Source organism: Patescibacteria group bacterium (genome assembly GCA_040387855.1).
GTDB lineage: Bacteria > Patescibacteriota > Minisyncoccia > Phycocordibacterales > JAKAEA01 > JAZKCY01.
This window is the reverse complement of record JAZKCY010000001.1, coordinates 810,747-831,123: the sequence shown is the minus strand read 5'-3', so window position 1 is coordinate 831,123 and position 20,377 is coordinate 810,747. Positions and strand designations below refer to the sequence as shown.

Below are 20,377 nucleotides of genomic sequence, written 5' to 3'. Positions count from 1 at the left end.
CCGAGAGTGGGCTGGAGTCCAGACGTTGAAGCTCGAAGAGCTCCGCGCCGCTGAGCGAGCGGCAAATAAGCAGTCCTAGCACCACGATCGGTGTTAAGGACTTTTTTTATATCTCTAACAATAGTGCCGGCGGTTCGTTGCCTCATTTATTGCATTTTGGCTAAAAATGAGTATGATTGTCTACATTGTCTCTCTAAAAGGACTAATTATTATTCACAAAATATATGATCGAAAACAAGAAAACAAAGATTGTTGCCACCATCGGACCGGTTACAGAATCGGAAGAAATGTTGAGCAAGCTTCTTAAAGAAGGTTTAAATATTATGCGACTCAACTTCTCTCATGGAGATTTTGCTGAGCACCAAAAGAAAGTAGATAATCTCCGAAAGGCGATGAAGAAGACTGGAATTCAGGCTGCAATCTTGCAGGACCTTGGAGGACCAAAAATTCGAATTGGAGATTTTGAAAATGGAGTAATCACTCTTAAGGAAGGTCAGCTCTTTACTCTTACAACAGACAAATCAGTAGTAGGAAACGAAGAACGAGTATCAGTAAACTACGAACCACTTCCACGTGAATTGCAGGTTGGTTCACCGGTACTTCTCCATGACGGAAAGAAGCGACTTGAAGTTGTTGAAATCAAAGGCAATGAACTTATTTGTAAAGTAATTGTTGGAGGTGAAATTAAGAATCGACGAGGGATCAATCTTCCTGGAGCACATCTTTCAATCAGTTCTCTTACTGACAAGGATAAGAAAGATATCGCTTTTGGAATTAAGAACAAAGTAGACTTTGTTGCGTTTTCATTCGTACGACGAGCAGATGATGTACGAGAATTACGAGCAATCTTGGAGAAAGCAAAGCTTCCTGATACCAAGATTATTGCAAAGATCGAAGATGTTGAAGGACTTGAAAACTTTGATGAACTTCTCGAAGTAGTTGACGGTGTGATGGTCGCTCGAGGAGATATGGCAATTGAAATTGGAGCAGAAAATGTACCTATGGTGCAAAAGGATCTTATTCGAAAATGTAATGAAGTGGGTAAGATGGTTATTACCGCTACACACATGCTCGAATCTATGATTAAGAGCCCAGTACCTACACGAGCTGAAGTTTCAGACATTGCAAATGCAATTATCGATGGAACAGACGCAATCATGCTTTCAGAAGAAACAACTCTTGGAGATTATCCTGTTGAATCAGTACAGTTGATGACTCGAGTTGCGCTTAAAATTGAAAATGATTCTCTCTATCAGAGTCAGGTTCTCGATTGGCAGCAGTACAAGCACGAATCAATGGATGCTCGAGTAGCAGATGCAATTACAAATGAAGTAGTTGATATTGCAAATTCTCTTGATGCAACTCTTATCGTCGCTCTTACTCAGACAGGCTTTACCGCTCGAATGATTTCACGATACAAGCCAATCCAGCCTATTCTTGCATTTACTCCAAGTGAGCGAACAGAAAAGCAGCTTCTTATGAGCTACGGTGTTACACCAGTTCTTATGAAGAAGACAATGATGCTTAATGATGCATTAAAGGCAGTGAAAGCTCATATCGCAAAGAACAAATTGGCAGAGAAGGGAGATAAGATTGTTATCGCTCTAGGAATGCCATTTGGAAAGAAAGTAGATACAAATATGTTGATGGTTGAGACTATCTAAGCTCTCGCTATTATCTAGATCAAAAAACACCCCAAGCATTGCAAAGGGTGTTTTTTGTTGGGTTTTGTACTACTATGCACATATGCACGCAGATATTGGCATTGGCATTTTAATCTCTATTTTCGTCACATGGCTTTTCGGAGTTGATCTTACCGCCTGGCATATTGCTGCCGGAATATTTTTTGCCTTATTACCTGACATTGATTTAATTCCTGGATTATCAAAACTCTTTGGTGGGCACAGGGGATTAACTCACCAGCCTTTAGTGTATGTACCTATTATCTTAACCGCATTTCTCATTGGAGGACTGGTATGGACGCTTATGCTTGCATTAGGAGTTGCTACACATCTTATTCACGATACTTTTTGGATAGGACACGGTATTGCGTGGCTATGGCCGCATTCTGATAAACGATACAAATTTTATGCTCAAGATTACAAAATGATTCCTGGTATGGGATGGATTAAATTCTTTTACGGAAGAGCAACTATTGTCTCCGTATCTGAAGCAGCAGTGTTTATCTTTTCTTTAAGTATTCTTTATCTTTATACTTTATAATTATTTATGAAATTTATTGGCCAAGGGTGGGAATACAAAGTATATGATCTCGGCAACGGCAGAGTTCTTAAGCGCGAGCAAACATACCTGAGTCAGCTTTATTATATTGGTTGGGTATGTAAATTATATTTCAAAGCTTTTAAACAAATTAGATCTACTCGTTCTGCCGGCAAAAGCGCCTATGATCAGTTTAAAACAATTAAAGATAAAGTTGATCTCACAAAATTTGGGAATCCAGATTTTACTAATCAACAAGGAATTAACTATACTCAAGATAAAGTATTTGTATTTGAAGATTATTTTCCTAAGCATAGCTTGGAAGAAAATAAAAAGCTTATAGATAGCTACATTGATTTGCTGCTGTATATGTGGCAGTTTGGATTCTCAGATGTTGTATTTAATCTCACACGAAATAATGGTGTGCGAGAGAATGGACAAGTAATACAAATAGACTTTGGAGGAGAGCTTTCATATGATTATGAAAAGATTTTAAACTATGTAAAAACAAAACGCTGGCTTGAGAAATATTCGTATACACATGTATTAAAAGGCGAGATCAAAGACTATTTTGCTCAGCAGATGGAATTGCGACTTACCGAAGCGCAACTTACGAAGCTTTGGTGTTCGGCTATTAGTTAATTAATTTTATGCTAGTATAACCACATGTATACTCCGGGATATTTCAAAGGAAAGAAGATTACTGTAATGGGGCTCGGACTCTTGGGCCGGGGTGTTGGAGATATAAGATTCTTTGCAGAAGAGGGTGCAGAACTTATTGTTACCGATCTTAAACCTGAATCAGAGTTGCGAGCAAGTTTGATCGAACTCAAGCATTTCAAAAATATTACATATGTATTGGGTGAACACCGGCTCGAAGATTTTCGCAATCGGGATTTTATTTTGAAGGCTGCAAGTGTACCTCTTGATTCTGAATATATAACCGAAGCGCGAAAAAATAATATTCCAATTGAGATGAGTACAGCTTTGTTTGCTGCTCTTACCCCAGCTACAATTATTGGTATCACAGGTACACGAGGTAAATCAACGGTTACCCATTTATTGTACGAAGTACTACAAAAGGCAAACACTTCAAAAGTCTTTTTGGGAGGCAATGTTAAAGGTGTTTCAACACTTCAGTTCCTACGGGAAGCTAAAGAAGGGGATATAGCAGTACTTGAATTGGATTCATGGCAGCTGCAAGGATTTGGAGAGCGAAAGATTAGTCCACATCTCGCAATATTTACTACATTTTATGCTGATCATCTCAATTATTACAAAGGCGATATGGTTGCATATCTCAATGATAAGTCATACATTTTTAAGTATCAAACTGAGAAAGATATTTTTATTATGGGCGATCGTGTGTCAGATATACTTACACAAAAATACAAAGAAGATATCCATGCACAAACTATCATTGCACGTGTAGACGATATTCCACAAGATTGGCAAATATATATGCCAGGGGAGCATAATAAATATAATGCAGCTATAGTTGTAGCAGCCGCGCGTGCATTACAAATTCCTAATGATGTTATAAAAAAAGCGATTGAGGATTTTAAAGGTATTTCTGGACGACTAGAATTTATACGTGAATATAATGGTGTAAAGATTTACAATGATACTACTGCTACCACTCCTGATGCCACCATTGTAGGGCTTCAAGCATTACGGTCATCAACTAATGATCCATCTACAATTTTAATTATGGGTGGTGCAGATAAAAATCTGGATATGAGTAAGCTCGTTCAAGAAATTTCAGCGCTCACAAAAAAAGTAATACTTTTATCAGGCACTGGGAGTTCACGAATAGCTGAAGATCTTAAAAATGCTTTGGGTGACAAGCTTGTGTCATCAGATTCACTTCAGCATGCTGTGAAATTAGCCGTTCAATGTGCGCAACCAGGCAATACTATTCTTTTAAGCCCAGCATTCGCTTCATTTGGTATGTTTACAAACGAATTTGAACGAGGGGAAAGCTTCAACAAACTTATTCGGTTTTTATAGTTGCATTGTGAGCAAAATATAGTAAGGTAATCGCGGGGGATAGTTCGTTTGGAGATTTTATATGGTTGTAGAGACAGTGGCACCTCCTGCCACACCTGATCGTGTTCTTGATCTACATCAGGTCGTGACGGTGGTCATTGATAGCTCGGTGATCGCTCTCGAGCCTGGTGTGGCGGCCGCACTAAAGTATGCCACAAAGGACGGGAGGATGACTTTGGAATCGCTCACCGATGCGATCGACCGCAAAATCTGATGCTGCCTATTTGGGCGGTTTTTTATTTTTTATATAGCATCAAAATTAATTTCTCGGTATACTAGTACTATGAATTTAAAATCTAGTGAACATTGGTATCACGAACATATCATTTGGGTACGCCAAACATTAGCATTTATTATGTTGGGATTGGCACTTTTTGCTGGATATATTTATTTTATTAAAATTCCACATATAGCACGTCAAATAAAAGAAGCTGAAGCTCGAGTTATTAGCCCCGATTTACCTAAAGAGGCATATGAATGGGATATGCATAAGAGTAAGGCCTACGGTATTATGTTTTCTTCACCACGATTATTTACAGTAATTGGTGCTTCAACATCTCCTGAAGCTTCTAATAAACAAACAACAGTTGGGACTTTTGTTCGTAAAACAGACAATGCTGAAAGAGCTGGTTTGTTGAGGTTGTCTACGTATCCAGGAACATGGAACAGTCTTGATGATATTGAGGTTTCAAATATGAAAGCTGATGTTGAGGCAATTAATAAGTTTGGTGCCTCTGTACAGCCTCGTGAGTATCAAGTGGTGTATGAAAATAGTAAAAGCCAGAAATTACTTTCTGTATATGATCCAAATTTAAAGACTGTAGAGTATATTTTCCTAAAGGGAAATCAAGCATTTGTATTCTCATATGACCAAGTAAATTATTCATATGCTGAAATGCAAGTAATCGCACAATTAGTTATGAGTATCAGCTTTGAACAATAATGATATCTGATTTTTCAAAAATAAAAAAAGTCCACTTTATAGGTATTGGAGGTATCGGAATTTCTGCCGTGGCACGAATGATGAGTCTCGAAGGAAAAGAAATAACCGGTTCAGATCGCGATGAATCAGAAGTAACTCAGGAACTTAAAAAAGAAAGGATTTCAGTCACTATAGGTCAAAAAGCTGAAAATATTGTTGCAGGGATAGATCTTGTTATTTACACAGTGGCTATTCCAGAAAATAATGCAGAGTTGATGAAAGCACGAGAATTGGGTATAGAATGCATTACATATCCGCAGGCACTTGCAATCATTTCAAAAGATAAATTTACAATTGCTGTATCCGGGACTCATGGAAAGACTACAACAACAGCGATGATAGCGAAGATGCTCATTGATGCTGGAATGGATCCAACTGTTATTGTGGGAAGTATTTTGAAAGATCAAAAAAGTAATTTTATTGCAGGGAAAAGTAAGTATCTTGTTGTTGAAGCTTGTGAATATAAAAGATCATTTTTAAATTTACATCCAAATATTTTAGTAATTACAAATATAGATGATGATCATCTTGATTACTATAAAGATATAGAAGATATTAAATCTGCTTTTATTGAGCTAATTGGTCAAGTAGACTCACAAGGACAGGTAATATGCGATTTGGAACTTCCTCACATTGGTGATGTTGCAAAAAAAGCAAAGGCTGAAGTTATCGATTATGAACTTTTTGGTGATATCAATTTAGAGCTCAAAGTGCCAGGAGAACACAATCTTGCAAATGCTGCGGCAGTACTTGCAGTAGCAGATGTGTTGAAGATCCCACGTGCTGATGCTAAAAAATCTCTCGAAGGATTTTCAGGTACATGGCGACGATTCGAATTTAAAGGAGAGACTAAAAATGGTGCTTTAGTCTATGATGATTATGGTCATCATCCTACAGAGGTAGAAGCTACACTTTCAGGAGCCCGAGATTTATTTCCTGATAAAAATATAACAGTTGTTTTTCAGCCCCACCTCTATAGCAGAACAAAGCAACATCTCACTCACTTTGGCACATCGTTTAAGAATGTAACAAATGTAATCATAGCTCCTATCTATGCAGCTCGTGAACCAGTGGACCCAAGTATTTCTTCAGAACTTTTAGCTCAAGAGATTTCTAAGAGTGGAGTATCGGCACAAGCTATGAACTCATTTGATGAAATTGAGAAGCATCTTAATACGTTAAAAAAAGGTGATGTTATTATGACTATGGGTGCAGGAGATATCTACAAGGTTGGAGAAAAAATCCTAGCGCATTAATGTTGAGTTCGGTATACTACCATTATGTCTCGAAATAAATTACATCTTTTTTTAGGTATACTTATTTTAATTACGCCTTTTACTGGATTACCTACTATATATAAAACTAGTATCTTTTGTGCAATTGGTGGTCTACTCATCCTTATATCAATCATTGGACACATGCATCGTCGGACCCACACCATTACATCTACAATAGATAAAGATAGTATTTCATGAATGGCTCGGGGAAAAGAAATTATGCAGTCATTGGACTCATTGCTTTAGGTCTAAGTTTCTTTATGCTCGTATACATAATTGTGCCTTTCTTTGCACGTGATACATACAACATAGGAGGTGTTGCTGCTACAAATTCTGTAGAAGCTGAGACTCTTAAAAAACTACCGGAACCAGAAGTTGTTGATGAGGTTGAAGTAGAGAAAGTATCACATGTGTCAATTCCAAAAGCTGTAAAAACTATCTATATGTCGAGTTGTGTGGCTGGTACACGAAACTTTCGAAATGATTTAGTAAAGATTGCTGATGAAACTGAAATTAATTCTATTATTATAGATATCAAAGATTACACAGGCTTACTTTCCTTCAAACCTGAAGATCCTATGCTTGCAGATTTTGTATCAGATCGATGCAGTGTCTCTGATATGAAAGAGTTTATTAAAACACTGCATGATAAAAATATTTATGTTATCGGCAGAATCACAGTGTTTCAAGATCCTCATTATGCAAAGCTTTATCCTGAGCTTGCCGTAAAGCGAGCGAGTGATGGGGGAATCTGGGCTGATCAAAAGGGAATTCACTATCTTGATCCAGGGTCTCAAAAAGCATGGGATCATATTGTTGCAATTAGTAATGCATCATATGCTATTGGATTTGATGAATTAAATTATGATTACATTCGTTTCCCCTCAGATGGAAACATGAAAGATATTGCATTTCCGTTTAGCCAGAATAAACCAAAGCAAGAAGTACTTGAGAGTTTTTTCTCGTATTTGCATGACAAAATGAAGCCAACGGGAGTTGTAACATCTGCTGATCTTTTTGGGATGACTACCAACAATACTGATGATTTAAATATTGGCCAGATTTTAGAACGAGCGATGCCCTATTTTGATTATATTGCACCTATGGTCTATCCATCACATTATCCAGCAACATTTAATGGCTGGAAAAACCCCAATGATTATCCCGGTGAACTTATTAAATACGTAATGGATGCTGCCGTACAAAGAACAATTGCCACTTCAAGTATCTTTAATATAAAAGGTTCAACTCCAATAGCTTCAACATCACCACAGCTCTATACAAAGCCTGCTTATGATAAGAACAAAATGCGTCCTTGGCTTCAGGATTTCGATTATGGAGGGGATTATGATGTAAAAGAGGTAAAGGCTCAAATAGAAGCCACCTATGCAGCTGGGCTCAATTCTTGGATGCTCTGGGCACCTTCAAATCGCTACACTCAAGGCGCACTTCTCCCAGAATAGTTGTGTAGTAGGTTATCCACTTCCTAATGCAATTTTAATAAGATACATTAATGCCTGGGCTTGGTGAGTTGGAAACTTGCCAAACGTTTTATGGAGGAATGCACGTGGATCAACCACAACAAGGCGGAGTGCGGATGGTGCAGTGTGGCACAAACGAGATCGGCCTTGATGGCCGCGTAATCGTGCCGAGCCACACTGTGTCGCTCGCGGTTCCCTCGGATGCTGATCGGGAAAGGATGATGGAGATGATTAAAGCAGCAGCAAACAGCGGCTAATGACAGTCGCTAAAGCAATGCTTTCAATCTCTTCACGGCTGGCGCATGCGTCAGCTTTTTTATTACTTTTATTTTAACAGAGTTCAACGTATACTATATACATACATAGCTCTATGAACCCTGATCCAATCACATATTTTGCAGAAACAGATATGCGCAATAAGCGAGTTCCGTTTGGTATCAAAGCCAGCGATAGAACTCGTCATGTGTATACCATTGGAAAAACTGGTATGGGTAAATCTACGCTTCTTGAAAACATGGCTATTCAAGATATTAAGAATGGTGAAGGTATTGCTTTCATTGATCCTCACGGTAAAACTGCAGATTTGCTTTTGGAATATATTCCTCAAGAACGTATAAAAGATATTATTTACTTTGCGCCGTTTGATTTAGAACACCCAATTTCTTTTAATGTAATGGAAGATGTTGGGCATGATCGTCGACATCTTGTTGCCAACGGTCTCATGAGTGCCTTCAAAAAGATTTGGGTGGATGCATGGAGTGCTCGTATGGAATATATTTTGAACAATATTATTCTTGCTCTGTTGGAATATCCTGATTCTACACTTATTGGAGTTAACCGAATGCTTGCCGACAAAGACTATCGAAAGAAGGTAGTTGAAAATGTATCTGACCCATCAGTAAAGGCATTTTGGCTTGATGAGTTTGCAAAATACGGTGAACGATACATGCAAGAAGCAGGAGCTGCAATTCAGAATAAAATTGGTCAGTTTATTTCAAATCCAGTGGTGCGAAATATTATTGGTCAGTCTAAATCAACTTTTGATATTCGAAAGTGTATGGATGATAAGAAAATTCTTATCGTTAACCTTTCAAAGGGTAGAGTGGGAGAAGCAAATGCAAATCTTCTTGGTAGTATGCTTATTACCAAGATTTATCTTGCAGCAATGAGCCGCGCTGATGCATCGCCATCAATGCTCAAACGAATGCCAAATTTCTATTTGTATGTTGATGAATTTCAATCTTTTGCCAACGAGTCATTTGCAGATATTCTATCCGAAGCTCGAAAATATAAATTGAATCTTACTATTGCTCACCAATACATAGAACAAATGAGTGAGGAAGTACGAGCCGCAGTAATTGGTAACGTGGGTACCATGATCGTCTTTCGAATTGGATCATTTGATGCTGAAGTCTTAGAAAAAGAATTCTTTCCGACGTTTACAAAAGAGGATTTGGTGAGCATTGGTCAATTCCAAATGTACTTAAAACTTATGATTGATGGAGTATCATCGCAGCCATTTTCAGCTACCGGTCTGCCTCCCATAGAAAAGCCAGTTATTACGTTTAAGGAAGATATTATCAAATATTCACGTACTACCTTTGCTCGGCCACGAGCTGAAGTTGAAGAGGCAATTAGGAAATGGCATGAACCAATTATTGCTGATGATCGTAAAAAACTTTCTACCGCAGAAATTAAAACCAATGAGCTAAAGCGTCTTGATAATGCACCTAAAGCTCAATCTCAACCTAAATCTTCAAATCCAAATTCTGTTACAGCTATAAATTCTCGAGAAACAGAATTGCGAAATGCTATTCGGTTAAATTATCTCAAGAACGAACCTAAGCCTGAGAAAAAAGAAAAGCCAAAGAAGGGTCCAACTCCTCAAAATATGTCAGCACTTCGAGATGCGCTTTCATCAGTTCTTGGCACTACTATAACAGTGCAAACTCAGCCTGCTGAAGCTCCTGCACCTACTCCTGCGCCTATCAGAATAGTAGAAGAACGTAAAGAACAACCAAAGCCAGTCTCACAACAACCTGAGCAAAAGCGAGAGGCGCCTAAGGAAGTACCAAAAGAAATACCCAAAGAACAACCAAAAGCTGAACGAAAACCAGAGCCAACACCGTTTGTTTCTGCAAAACCAAAAGAGATTCCAGAAGATGTATTGCGACGAATTCTAGAACTCGATAAATAGTCTTACTCATGAAAAAGAAAATTCTGATTTTTTCAGTTGCATATCATCCATTTATTGGGGGAGCAGAAGTTGCTGTTAAAGAGATTACCGACAGACTTCACGAATATGAGTTTGATATGGTTACTCTCAATCTTGATGGTAAACAATTGCCGTATGAACGAATAGGCAACATCGATGTCTTTAGAGTGGGAATGAAAGGTAGATTATCAAAATTATTATTTCCTTTTACTGCATACTATTTTGCAAATAGGCGTCATAGAACTGAAAAGTATGATGCCACGTGGAGTATCATGGCTAGTTTTAGTGGATTTGCAGCACTTTTTTTTAAACTAATTCATCCTAAAATACCATTCTTTTTAACACTTCAAGAAGGTGATTCACTGCAGCATATAAAAAGACAAGTAGGAATCTTGTACTTTTTGTTTAAGAAAATTTTTAAGAAAGCAGATCGTATTCATGCTATATCACAGTTCTTAGCTACATTTGGAAAAGATATGGGGGCAACATGTCCGATAGTAGTTATTCCAAATGGTGTTGATACCACAGTTTTCATGAAAACATTTTCCGATGCACAGTTAGAGTTAGTTTTTAAAGAATTGGGAAAAGAAAAAGGGGAAAGGCTGCTCATTACAACATCACGTCTTGTTGCCAAAAATGGCATTGGTGATGTTATAGCGGCGATGGCTTTACTACCACACTCAATAAAATTTGCTGTTATTGGTATCGGTCCACTTGAAGATACACTGCGCAAGCAAGTTGCAGATCTAAAACTTACAGAAAGAGTATTATTTTTAGGTCAAAAAGAAAATGTAGATCTTCCAAAATATCTTGCTGTTTCAGATATTTTTATACGACCTTCACTATCAGAAGGACAGGGGATATCGTTTATTGAAGCAATGGCAGCTGGTATTCCTGTGATTGCTACACCAGTAGGAGGAATCCCAGATTTCTTGGAAGATAGAAAAACAGGATTATTCTGTAGAGTAAATGATCCTCAAAGTATAGTTGAGTCTGTTACTGAGATTTTGGATAATCATGAGTTAAAAGAACAAATAGTACAAAATGCTCAAGATATGGCCAAAAATAAGTACAGCTGGCCACTCATAGTAAAGCGAATTGATAAGGAATTTCTTTCTTCATAATTGTTGGTAAGTAAGCTATTATAGAGGGTAATGAGAATTCTTATTACAACCGGAATTTTTAAACCAGAACCAGGAGGTCCTGCAACGTATACGGTTGAGCTAGCTCGACGTCTTTCTTCTGCAGGGCATACCGTGCGTGTAATCACATATTCTGATCAGTCGGAATATGTTTTTGATAAAGAATTTCAATTTCATCTCACGCGAGTTGTGCGGAGAAAAAATAAATTGCTCAACTATATAGCATATTTCAGTGCTGTATTTAAAGAAGCTCGAGCATATAACTTTATATACTCAATGGACTGGTTTTCTGCAGGAGTACCAGTAATGTTTGTGTCGTGGCTTACCCGTAAGAAATATGCTGTGCGAGTTGGGGGTGGATATATTTGGGAGAAATATCTTTCAGAAGGGCGTCCTCCTATGACACTTAAAAAGTTTTATGAAGATCGTTTGTACAAAGAATATAAAGTTCTCTATTTCTTTATTAAACGAGTGCTAAAATCTGCAAGCTTTGTAGTATTCAATTCTGATCAACAACGGGAATTATATCAAAAACACTACGGCCTAAAACCAGAAAAGATAACCACGATAAATAATCCAGTTCCTGAAAACAGATTTGCTAATCTCGTGCAAACATATAAAACGTCATATGCCGATAGAGATAAAGAAATAGTATTTGTTGGAAGATTTATTCGTATGAAGAATATTGATTCTGCACTCAAAGCATTTGCATTGCTTAAAGATAAAAGTTTTGTCTTTACACTTATCGGAAGTGGCCCAATAGAAAATGAATTAAGAGAACTAGTTCGATCATTACATCTTGAATCAAGAGTGCAATTCCTTCCTACTATGGGACAAGCTGATTTATACCGAAGAATTGCGAATTGCTATTATGTGATATTACCAAGTTGGACAGATATTTCACCCAATCAAATTTATGAATGTATGTCTCTGGGTATACCGTTTTTGCTAACAAAAGAGCATTATTTAAAACTCAATAAAAACGACTTCCTTAAAGTAGATCCAGCATCAGTGGATGACATTGCTGAAAAAATGAACAAGCTTACTATTCCTCACGAATATGAAAGATTCGTTGCTTCTTTGAGTGAGTTGCATGTAGATAATACATGGAATCATGTCCTTGTTGAACATTTACGACTCTATAAAAAATACTTTTAATCATACATATATGAATGTTATATCAATAGGTACTGATAGAAAGATATTTGAAGAAGGAAGCGCTGTGCGACAGCGAATGATCGAGTACGGTGCATTGTTTGATCAACTACATATCATTGTTTTTGCTCAGTCATCGTTGGGATTAGAAGCATGGAGAATCTCAAATAATGTATGGGTGTATCCGACAAATTCGTTTACTAAATTGTTGTACATGCGTGATGCTGGAGGTCTAGCGCAAACAATTGTCAAACAGCGAAATCTAACTGCTCACAATACTGTAGTAACAGCTCAAGACCCATTTGAGACAGGAAGTGTGGCATTTGGATTAAGAAAAAAATTTGGTTTTCCAATGCAACTGCAGGTTCATACAGAATTGTTTAACCCACAGTTTCTAAAGCAGTCTTTTCTCAATAAACATAGAGTAAAAATGGCTCGAAGTATTTTACCTTATGCTCAGGAAATTAGAGTGGTTTCAAATAAGATCAAGCAGTCTATTATAAAAGAACTCAAGATTCCCGAACAAATTATTGATGTTTTGCCAATATACGTTGATAAGACAAAATATATGCCAGTCGTCTCACGTGAGCTCATTCAAAAGTATCCTCAATATAATTTTATTATTTTGATGGCATCACGTTTAGCTCCTGAGAAAAATATATCTTTTGCATTGGATGTGTTTAAAGATGTTGTTATTCGATTTCCACAGTGTGGTCTTGTGATTGTGGGAGAGGGTCCAGAAGAAGCTGCCTTAAAAAAGAAAATTGCAAAACTTGGAATTAGCGATTCTGTAGTTTTTGAACCATGGCAATCAAATTTGGCACCGTACTACAAATCAGCACAAGCTTTTTTCCAGGTTTCGTCGTTTGAAGGTTATGGCATGACTCTTGTAGAAGCGGGACTTTCTGACTTACCAATTGTAACGTCCGATGTGGGAATAGCGGGAGATGTTTTAATTGATAATAAAAACGCTATGGTGTGTCCAGTAGGTGATCATTCATGCTTTGTGCAAAAGCTATCCGCATTGGTTGAAGATCCCTTATTACGAGACCGAATCAGAAAAAATGTGGCGCAAGATGTTGCCGCATCACTTCCACAAAGTCATGAAGATTATGTTGCAAAGTATAAAGCATACTTAGAGAAAGCTTTTCCGCCAAATGCATAGGATTCTAAAATTTTGTTTGGCAGGTAGTATTGGGGCGGGAACACAGCTTTTCTTTTTATATCTGTTTACCGATGTTTTCCATATATGGTACCTACAGTCTGGTATCTATGCGTTTGCTCTATCAATTGTAGTGAGTTTTATACTTCAAAAGTGGTGGACATTCTCACATGATCCTCTAAACAAAATTAATGTTGAGATTGGGCTGTATCTAGCTAATGCACTTATTAATGTAGTTTTAAATACGCTCATCCTTTACATTTTAGTTGATATACTTCATGCTTATTATTTAGTAGCCCAAATTATTGCTAGTTTACTTATAGCTGTACTTAGTTACTTCATCTATAAACATTTTATTTTCCGTTCATGAAACTTCTTATTTATACTCAAAAGGTAGATAGTAATGATCCAATATTGGGGTTTTTTCATCGATGGATTGAAGTTTTTTCACACAAGTATGAACACATTACTGTAGTCTGTCTATATAAAGGGTCCGTAAATCTTCCTTCTAATGTAACAGTTGTATCTTTGGGTAAAGAAATAGGCCCATCACGGTTTAAATATATACGTAATTTTTATATATATCTTTTTAAGTTTAGAAAAAATTATGATGCTGTCTTTGTTCATATGAATCAAGAGTATATCCTTATGGGGGGATTACTGTGGAAGCTTTTTGGTAAGAAGATTTACATGTGGAGAAATCATCATGCAGGATCTATGCTCACAGATATAGCTGCAGCTTTTTGCACCAATGTCTTTTGTACTTCAAAATTTTCTTATACTGCAAAATACAAAAAAGTAAAATTTATGCCAGTGGGTATTGATGTGGATATTTTCAAAAGAGATTCAAATATTCAAAAAGAAAAAACATTATTATTTCTTGCTCGTATTGCTCCTGCGAAAAAGCCGCATATACTTCTTGAGGCCGTTAAACAGCTCAAAGATAGAAATATAAGTGCTACAGTTAGTTTTTATGGTGATCCTTTAGTTAAAGATAAAGAGTATTATACAAGTCTGGTGGAAAAAACAGATGCATATAATTTAAAGCACAATGTTTCATTTCATAAGGGAATACCAAATACTGACACAGTTCCTGTATACAATAAACATGAAATATTTGTGAATTTAAGCTCAAGTGGTATGTATGATAAAACCATTTTTGAAGCAATGGCATGTGAGAGTCTATCTATTGCTTCAAATGATAATTTAAAGGGAGAAGTTGATGACTCCTTTATTTTTAGGGAAGGTGATAGCACTGATCTTGCACGAAAGTTAGAGTGGCTTATTAATTTAAGTAATGATCAAAAAGCACAATACGGAACAGTCTTACGAAACTATGTGTGTGATAATCACAGTCTCACAAAATTGTCAGAAAAATTATATGCATCTATATGAAATCAATTCCATCACTTTTACGAATTGAAGAGGATAAAGTATTAGCCGGACTCACACTTAACGGCAGTATTGTAGATATTGGTGGTGATAAAAATTCAAAGTATGCATCAGTTATAAAAGGATCTCATACGATTACAACTATTAACCTTAATGACAAGGTCGCTCCTGATATTTTTCATGATTTAGAAAAAAGCTTGCCCTGTAAAGATGCTCAGTATGATCATGCTATTCTCATAAATGTGTTAGAACATATTTTTGCTTATAAAGAGCTCTTGAAAGAATCTGTTCGAATAATAAAACCTAAAGGAATGCTCGTAATCGTGGTTCCATTTCTATTTCCAGTTCATCCCTCACCGTTAGATTTTAGGAGATTTACACAAATGACATTGAAAGCAGAGCTGGAGCTTCTGTCATTAAAAAATATCAAAATAAAATCTTTGGGTACCGGAGTTTTTAGTGCACAATACCTTTTTATTGATCGCTTGATGCCATGGCCTATTCGATTTATTAATTTTTACACAGGAAGATACATAACATATCTATTGGATAGCCTATTTAATGTAGTCTCAAAAATACTCCGAAAGCAGTACAGTACTGAAGACTATGCATTAGGATATTATGTGACAGCACAAAAATAATATGGAAGGATCATCTCAGAAAATTACTGTGTGCTATTTTGGGATTTATAAATCCCAGTTTTCTCGTAATAAAATCTATCAAGACGGTCTGCGTGCACAGGGAATTCATATTATTGAATGCCAAGATGATAGTAGAGGCATACTTAAATTTTTCAGGTTATTTAAAAAACATTGGAAAATAAGAAATGACTATGATGTGTTGATCGTGGGGTACACAGGATACATAACCGTGCCCTTTGCACGACTCATAAGCTCAAAACCTATCATATTTGATGCGTTGTGCAGCTTGTATGAAGCTGAAGTACTCTCACGTACTGCACGTCCAATGTCGTGGTTTAAAAAGACTAGTATTAAATGTATAGATTGGCTTGCCGTAAAATGTGCTCATAAAGTTTTAGTTGAAAGTAATCCTCAAAAAGATTTCTTTGTTAAGCGATTTAATCTTGATCAGAAAAAAGTTATTAGAGTATTAACTGGAGTTGATACTTCTGTTTTCTATCCAATTGAAACTTCAAAAAGAAAAAAGTTTACAGCAGTTTTTAGAGGAACAGTTATGGAAGAAGCGGGGATTGCTCATATCGTTGATGCTGCGCGAATTTTAGAAGCTCATGATGTTGATGTAATTATTGCAACTTCCAATAGTGATGCTCGTGCTACAGGGATTGAAGAATATATAAAATCTCAAAATATTTCTACTATTACATTCATCGCTAAGTACCTTTCTTTTGAAGAGTTGCGAATGCTTATGCAGAGTTGTCATGTGAGCTTGGGTCAATTTGCTGATCATGTGCGACTTGAAAGAACCATACCTCATAAATCGTATGAGTCTCTTGCGATGAGATTGCCGTATATAACAGCTCAAGCTACTGGAGTACAAGATGTATTTACAGATAAAGAAAATGTACTGTTTTGTAACAAGGCTGATCCTAATGATCTTGCTAATAAGATCCTCGATTTGAAATCGGATGCACAATTACAGGCATCATTAGCCGAAAATGGGTATGCTCTATGCCAATCAACGTTTACACCGGATGTACTGGGAAAAGAGCTTTCGCAGTTAGTGGCTGAGTGTTATAATCAAGCAAAATAATATTATGAAAACACTTAAATTAATTGCCCGAATTGTCCGAAATACAAAGAAATCAGTATTGAGAAAATATCACTATCTTTATCGAAGACTTATAAGTCCAAAATTGCCTAAGAATGCAGATGGTAAAGTATATGTAAACTTGGGAGCAGGAATCAACACAAGTGAAGAATATATAAATGTTGATGCGATTTATTTACCTCATATTCACCACATAGCAAATATTCAGGACTTAGGAATGCTGCCAAATAACTCAGTAGATCTTCTCTATGCAAGTCATGTTGTTGAACATCTTCCACGAAAAAATCTTAAGAAGACACTTTTAGAATGGAAGCGTGTATTAAAACCTGGAGGAATATTACGATTTGGAGTGCCAAATTTTGATGCCTTAGTAGAAGTGTATACCTTGTCAGGTAAAAATACGGAATCAATTGTAAATCAATTATTGGGCCAAGATGGAGAGTATGATGATCATCATACTATTTGGAATGAAGCATATGCGCGATCGTTGCTTAAAGAACTAGGATATAAAGATGTTTCACTTTGGGATTACACAAAAGTAGAGCATCGAGATTTTGATGATAAAGCATCACGTGTAATGAAAGCAGGTGGAAAAGATATCCTAATCAGTCTCAATATTCAGGCTGTTAAATAATCACTAAAACACTCTCGACTAGTGTATGTCCCGGATATTCTTAAACAGATCATGCGGGGCTTTTTTTGGAAGACGGATCATCATCAGAGTTGTACTATCAGTAAATCGCATTACGTGATAGACCACATGATTAGGAAAAAGATCAACAATTTCTTGTCGTACAAAATCATGCATATGATGGGTATTGTAGTGCATGGTCTTTTTGTCGGGGAATGAGATTATAAGATTATCTATTTTGCATCGCTCAACAAGAGTTGGGATTGTACTTGAATCTTTGATGTGTTCAATTGTTTCAATGGTTACGAGGGTATCAAATTTGCCTTTCACTGTGTCAGCAGATGCAGCAATAAATTTATTTTTCTTGTCACCATATTCTTTTTGTGCCCACACAACTGCTTCTGCATTAATATCAGCACCAGTTACGTGTTCTACGTCAGGATTTCCAGAAATAAGAAATGAACCATACCCTGATCCACATGCGCAATCTAGTACTTTTCCGTAGCAGAAACGTCTGATAGACGCATACCGTTTGATATGCTCTTGTCGAATCATACTCAGTTCAATTTCTCTCAACTGTTCTTTACTTACCAACTGTCTTTCAAGGGCTAGGGATTTCTTTTCCATTGTATTATTTTAAATTCATAAAATCTGAAATTGTTGTAACGTAGGTATTCCATGTATGGAATTTTTGTATCACTTTTAAGTTTTCATCTACGAGTGCCTTTAATTCAGGCTCACTCATGTTTTTTAACATGGTAAGTGCCTTAATATTAGCTTCAGTATTGGTTGTGTCAAGCTTCACAATTGATGGGTATTCATATCCTGTTTCTGGAGTGCAAGCAATAGGGAAGCCAAAACACATATTTTCCATAATAGTAGTAGCTTGAGCGTCTGCTGAGCTCGTTGTCACGAATATATCATATTCCTCTGCGATCTTTGTCATGAACTCTGGAGTGAGATCTGCAAAGTCTGCAATTTTTTTCCAGCCTTTTACATTACCTAGACCAATGTGTCCTCCCACAAATCCAGGCATTTGTTCTGCTATACGTTCAAGTTCTTTAGTATTCTTATAAAATGCAGTATGTCCAATATATAAGAACTTTCTGTTTTCAGGTTTGTTGAATGACTTTTTAATTATGGGATATTCTAATGGATCAATTCCGTTATCTATGCGCACAACATTTTTTAGATCAAGACTTGGATATACTCCATCTTTCCAATTGCGAGTCCAAATTTCCCCAGCAATGAGTACTACTTTATCAGCATGGTTTTCTACTATATCTTTTGACCATCCCCAGAGTGCTTTATCATTTGCAAAAGGAATTATGAGATATTTATTGTGGTTGTCCGGATTTTCTCTTAATGTGCGAGAAGTAATAGATGCGTGATCATCTGTCTGTGGTCGTGAATCATAGGTAAATCCGCCATCGGGCACTATTTGTCCTAGAAAAATATCATCAGGTGCAAGCTTGATAACTCCTTTTTCATACAGACTATAATATTTTACTTTTCCAAGCTTTTTAAAATGATGCAAAAGATTTCGAGATGATGCATGAGGAGAGCGCAGTGGTTTTTTCCAAGGAATCAAAGCATCAATCCCATATCGATGAAGCGGAGGTATAATTCCTGTAATTCGAATTGCTTTGTCTAAAGCTCTACGAAAAAGTGAATTACCCTGGGGAACAGTAGATACAATGTGAATAATCATATTATGACTTTTTTAGAATCTCTAGGATTTTTTCTAATTCGTTATTAATAGTATCACTTTCTATAAAGATTTCTGTACAGCCTGCTTTTCGGGCTGCTTCCATATCTGTAATAGTGTCTCCAATCATAAAGCTCTTTTCAAGATTGATACCATGTTGCTCTGCTGCACGAAAAAGCATTCCTGGCTGCGGTTTCCGACATGTGCATCCATCTGATCGTAAGTGCCCACAAAAATAGAAGCCATCTATTGAAGTTCCATATTCTACTAGATCTTGCTGCATCTTTTGATGAAGCTCGTTCACAAATTGAGCAGACATTTTTCCACGTCCCACGCCTTGTTGATTGCTAATGACTACAGCTAAAAAACCAAGCTCTTTTATCTGCTTAACAAGTTCTTTCGCTCCAGGATTCCATTCAAATTCTTCAAAGCTTTTCACATAATCATATACTGCAGGTTTTTTATTTAATACTCCATCGCGGTCAAGAAATACTGCTTTGTGTGGATATATTTTTTGTATATCTTCTCGAGCCTCTTGTAATGCTTCATGCGTACCAATATCTTTGTGATACGTAGAAAGTACATATCCATAGATATGTTTATTTTTTTCTAATAGAGAAGGGAAGGTATGCATACCAAAGTCTACTTCTCCTGTATCTGGAATATGTGAAAATAATTCGGGTTCGAGAATATAAATAGCAGCATTGCCAATAGTACTCGTTACTTCTTCAGGCTTTGGTTTTTCTTTAAACCATAGAATTTTCTGCTCGTTATCTAATCCAACGATACCTTTCGATGTGGGATCTTCCCATTCACGCAGGGCAATTGTTGCTGTTCCTTTTTTTGCTTCGTGAAATTCTTTGAAATGATTCAGGTCTAAAGAAAATAAATTATCACCATAAATCACAAGACACTGTTGATCACCCACAAAATCTTTAAAAGCTCGAAAGTCTCCAGCTGTTCCTGAGAGTGTATCTTGATGAGAGTAATGAATTCGTGCTCCCCACTGAGATCCATCTTTCACATGATCTTTTACAACTTGAGGTAAATAAAAAAGATTAATACCAATATCTTGAATGCCATTCCCCACAAGCCATTCTATATGACGTTGAATAAGCGGTTTGCCGCCTATAGGTACCATGACTTTTGGAATTGTATCGGTAAGAGGTCGTAGTCGTGTACCCAATCCTCCACACAGAATAACTGCTTTCATA

General features: G+C 36.7%; 20 protein-coding genes. 17 read left to right on the top strand and 3 right to left on the bottom strand.

Going from position 1 to position 20,377, the window contains the following annotated elements; translation table 11 throughout:
- Positions 1–224: 224 nt before the first annotated feature.
- The 17 genes from pyk to V4519_04530 all read left to right on the top strand — a co-directional run bounded on the left by pyk (position 225) and on the right by V4519_04530 (position 17,458).
- The gene (gene pyk, locus V4519_04610; protein MES2437262.1) at positions 225–1,664 is read left to right on the top strand and encodes a pyruvate kinase; all 1,440 of its coding nucleotides are present in this window, start codon (positions 225–227) and stop codon (positions 1,662–1,664) included.
- Between the two features lie 82 nt (positions 1,665–1,746).
- Positions 1,747–2,223, top strand: coding sequence for a metal-dependent hydrolase (locus V4519_04605; protein MES2437261.1), 477 nt, complete (start codon positions 1,747–1,749; stop codon positions 2,221–2,223).
- 6 nt (positions 2,224–2,229) lie between these two features.
- Positions 2,230–2,862 (top strand): hypothetical protein, encoded by a 633-nt coding sequence (locus V4519_04600; protein ID MES2437260.1) that lies wholly within the window; start codon positions 2,230–2,232, stop codon positions 2,860–2,862.
- Between the two features lie 24 nt (positions 2,863–2,886).
- Positions 2,887–4,230 (top strand): UDP-N-acetylmuramoyl-L-alanine--D-glutamate ligase, encoded by a 1,344-nt coding sequence (gene murD, locus V4519_04595; GenBank protein MES2437259.1) that lies wholly within the window; start codon positions 2,887–2,889, stop codon positions 4,228–4,230.
- A gap of 322 nt (positions 4,231–4,552) precedes the next feature.
- A complete protein-coding gene (locus tag V4519_04590) occupies positions 4,553–5,212 on the top strand; it encodes a hypothetical protein (protein ID MES2437258.1) in 660 nt (219 codons plus the stop codon).
- On the top strand, positions 5,212–6,507 hold the full coding sequence (locus tag V4519_04585; GenBank protein MES2437257.1) for a Mur ligase family protein: 1,296 nt from the start codon (positions 5,212–5,214) through the stop codon (positions 6,505–6,507). The genes V4519_04590 and V4519_04585 overlap by 1 nt, the downstream gene beginning before the upstream one ends.
- 24 nt (positions 6,508–6,531) lie before the next feature.
- The gene (locus tag V4519_04580; protein ID MES2437256.1) at positions 6,532–6,726 is read left to right on the top strand and encodes a hypothetical protein; all 195 of its coding nucleotides are present in this window, start codon (positions 6,532–6,534) and stop codon (positions 6,724–6,726) included.
- Entirely contained in the window at positions 6,723–7,991 is a 1,269-nt protein-coding gene (locus V4519_04575; protein MES2437255.1) for a putative glycoside hydrolase, read from the top strand. Before V4519_04580 ends, V4519_04575 begins: the two co-directional genes overlap by 4 nt.
- A gap of 388 nt (positions 7,992–8,379) precedes the next feature.
- A complete protein-coding gene (locus V4519_04570) occupies positions 8,380–10,206 on the top strand; it encodes a type IV secretory system conjugative DNA transfer family protein (protein ID MES2437254.1) in 1,827 nt (608 codons plus the stop codon).
- An 8-nt stretch (positions 10,207–10,214) separates the two neighbouring features.
- A complete protein-coding gene (locus V4519_04565) occupies positions 10,215–11,348 on the top strand; it encodes a glycosyltransferase family 4 protein (protein ID MES2437253.1) in 1,134 nt (377 codons plus the stop codon).
- Between the two features lie 30 nt (positions 11,349–11,378).
- Entirely contained in the window at positions 11,379–12,524 is a 1,146-nt protein-coding gene (locus tag V4519_04560; GenBank protein ID MES2437252.1) for a glycosyltransferase family 4 protein, read from the top strand.
- 10 nt (positions 12,525–12,534) lie between these two features.
- On the top strand, positions 12,535–13,686 hold the full coding sequence (locus V4519_04555) for a glycosyltransferase (GenBank protein ID MES2437251.1): 1,152 nt from the start codon (positions 12,535–12,537) through the stop codon (positions 13,684–13,686).
- Positions 13,679–14,053, top strand: a complete 375-nt coding sequence (locus tag V4519_04550) for a GtrA family protein (protein ID MES2437250.1) — start codon at positions 13,679–13,681, stop codon at positions 14,051–14,053. Before V4519_04555 ends, V4519_04550 begins: the two co-directional genes overlap by 8 nt.
- A complete protein-coding gene (locus V4519_04545) occupies positions 14,050–15,078 on the top strand; it encodes a glycosyltransferase family 4 protein (protein ID MES2437249.1) in 1,029 nt (342 codons plus the stop codon). Before V4519_04550 ends, V4519_04545 begins: the two co-directional genes overlap by 4 nt.
- A complete protein-coding gene (locus V4519_04540) occupies positions 15,075–15,716 on the top strand; it encodes a methyltransferase domain-containing protein (GenBank protein MES2437248.1) in 642 nt (213 codons plus the stop codon). The genes V4519_04545 and V4519_04540 overlap by 4 nt, the downstream gene beginning before the upstream one ends.
- A 1-nt stretch (position 15,717) precedes the next feature.
- Positions 15,718–16,806 carry a glycosyltransferase gene (locus tag V4519_04535; GenBank protein MES2437247.1) on the top strand — a complete coding sequence of 363 codons (1,089 nt, stop codon included), beginning with the start codon at positions 15,718–15,720 and terminating at the stop codon, positions 16,804–16,806.
- Between the two features lie 4 nt (positions 16,807–16,810).
- On the top strand, positions 16,811–17,458 hold the full coding sequence (locus V4519_04530; protein ID MES2437246.1) for a methyltransferase domain-containing protein: 648 nt from the start codon (positions 16,811–16,813) through the stop codon (positions 17,456–17,458).
- Between the two features lie 18 nt (positions 17,459–17,476).
- Here V4519_04530 and V4519_04525 read toward each other — a convergent pair whose 3' ends face one another.
- Genes V4519_04525 through V4519_04515 form a run of 3 tightly spaced genes read right to left on the bottom strand, consistent with a single transcriptional unit; the run spans position 17,477 to position 20,376 of the window.
- Entirely contained in the window at positions 17,477–18,082 is a 606-nt protein-coding gene (locus V4519_04525) for a methyltransferase domain-containing protein (GenBank protein MES2437245.1), read from the bottom strand.
- Positions 18,083–18,086: 4 nt separating this feature from the next.
- Entirely contained in the window at positions 18,087–19,166 is a 1,080-nt protein-coding gene (locus V4519_04520) for a hypothetical protein (GenBank protein MES2437244.1), read from the bottom strand.
- A 1-nt stretch (position 19,167) separates the two neighbouring features.
- Positions 19,168–20,376: an HAD-IIIA family hydrolase gene (locus V4519_04515; protein ID MES2437243.1), complete on the bottom strand. Its 1,209-nt coding sequence runs from the start codon at positions 20,374–20,376 to the stop codon at positions 19,168–19,170.
- Between the last annotated feature and the right edge of the window lies 1 nt (position 20,377).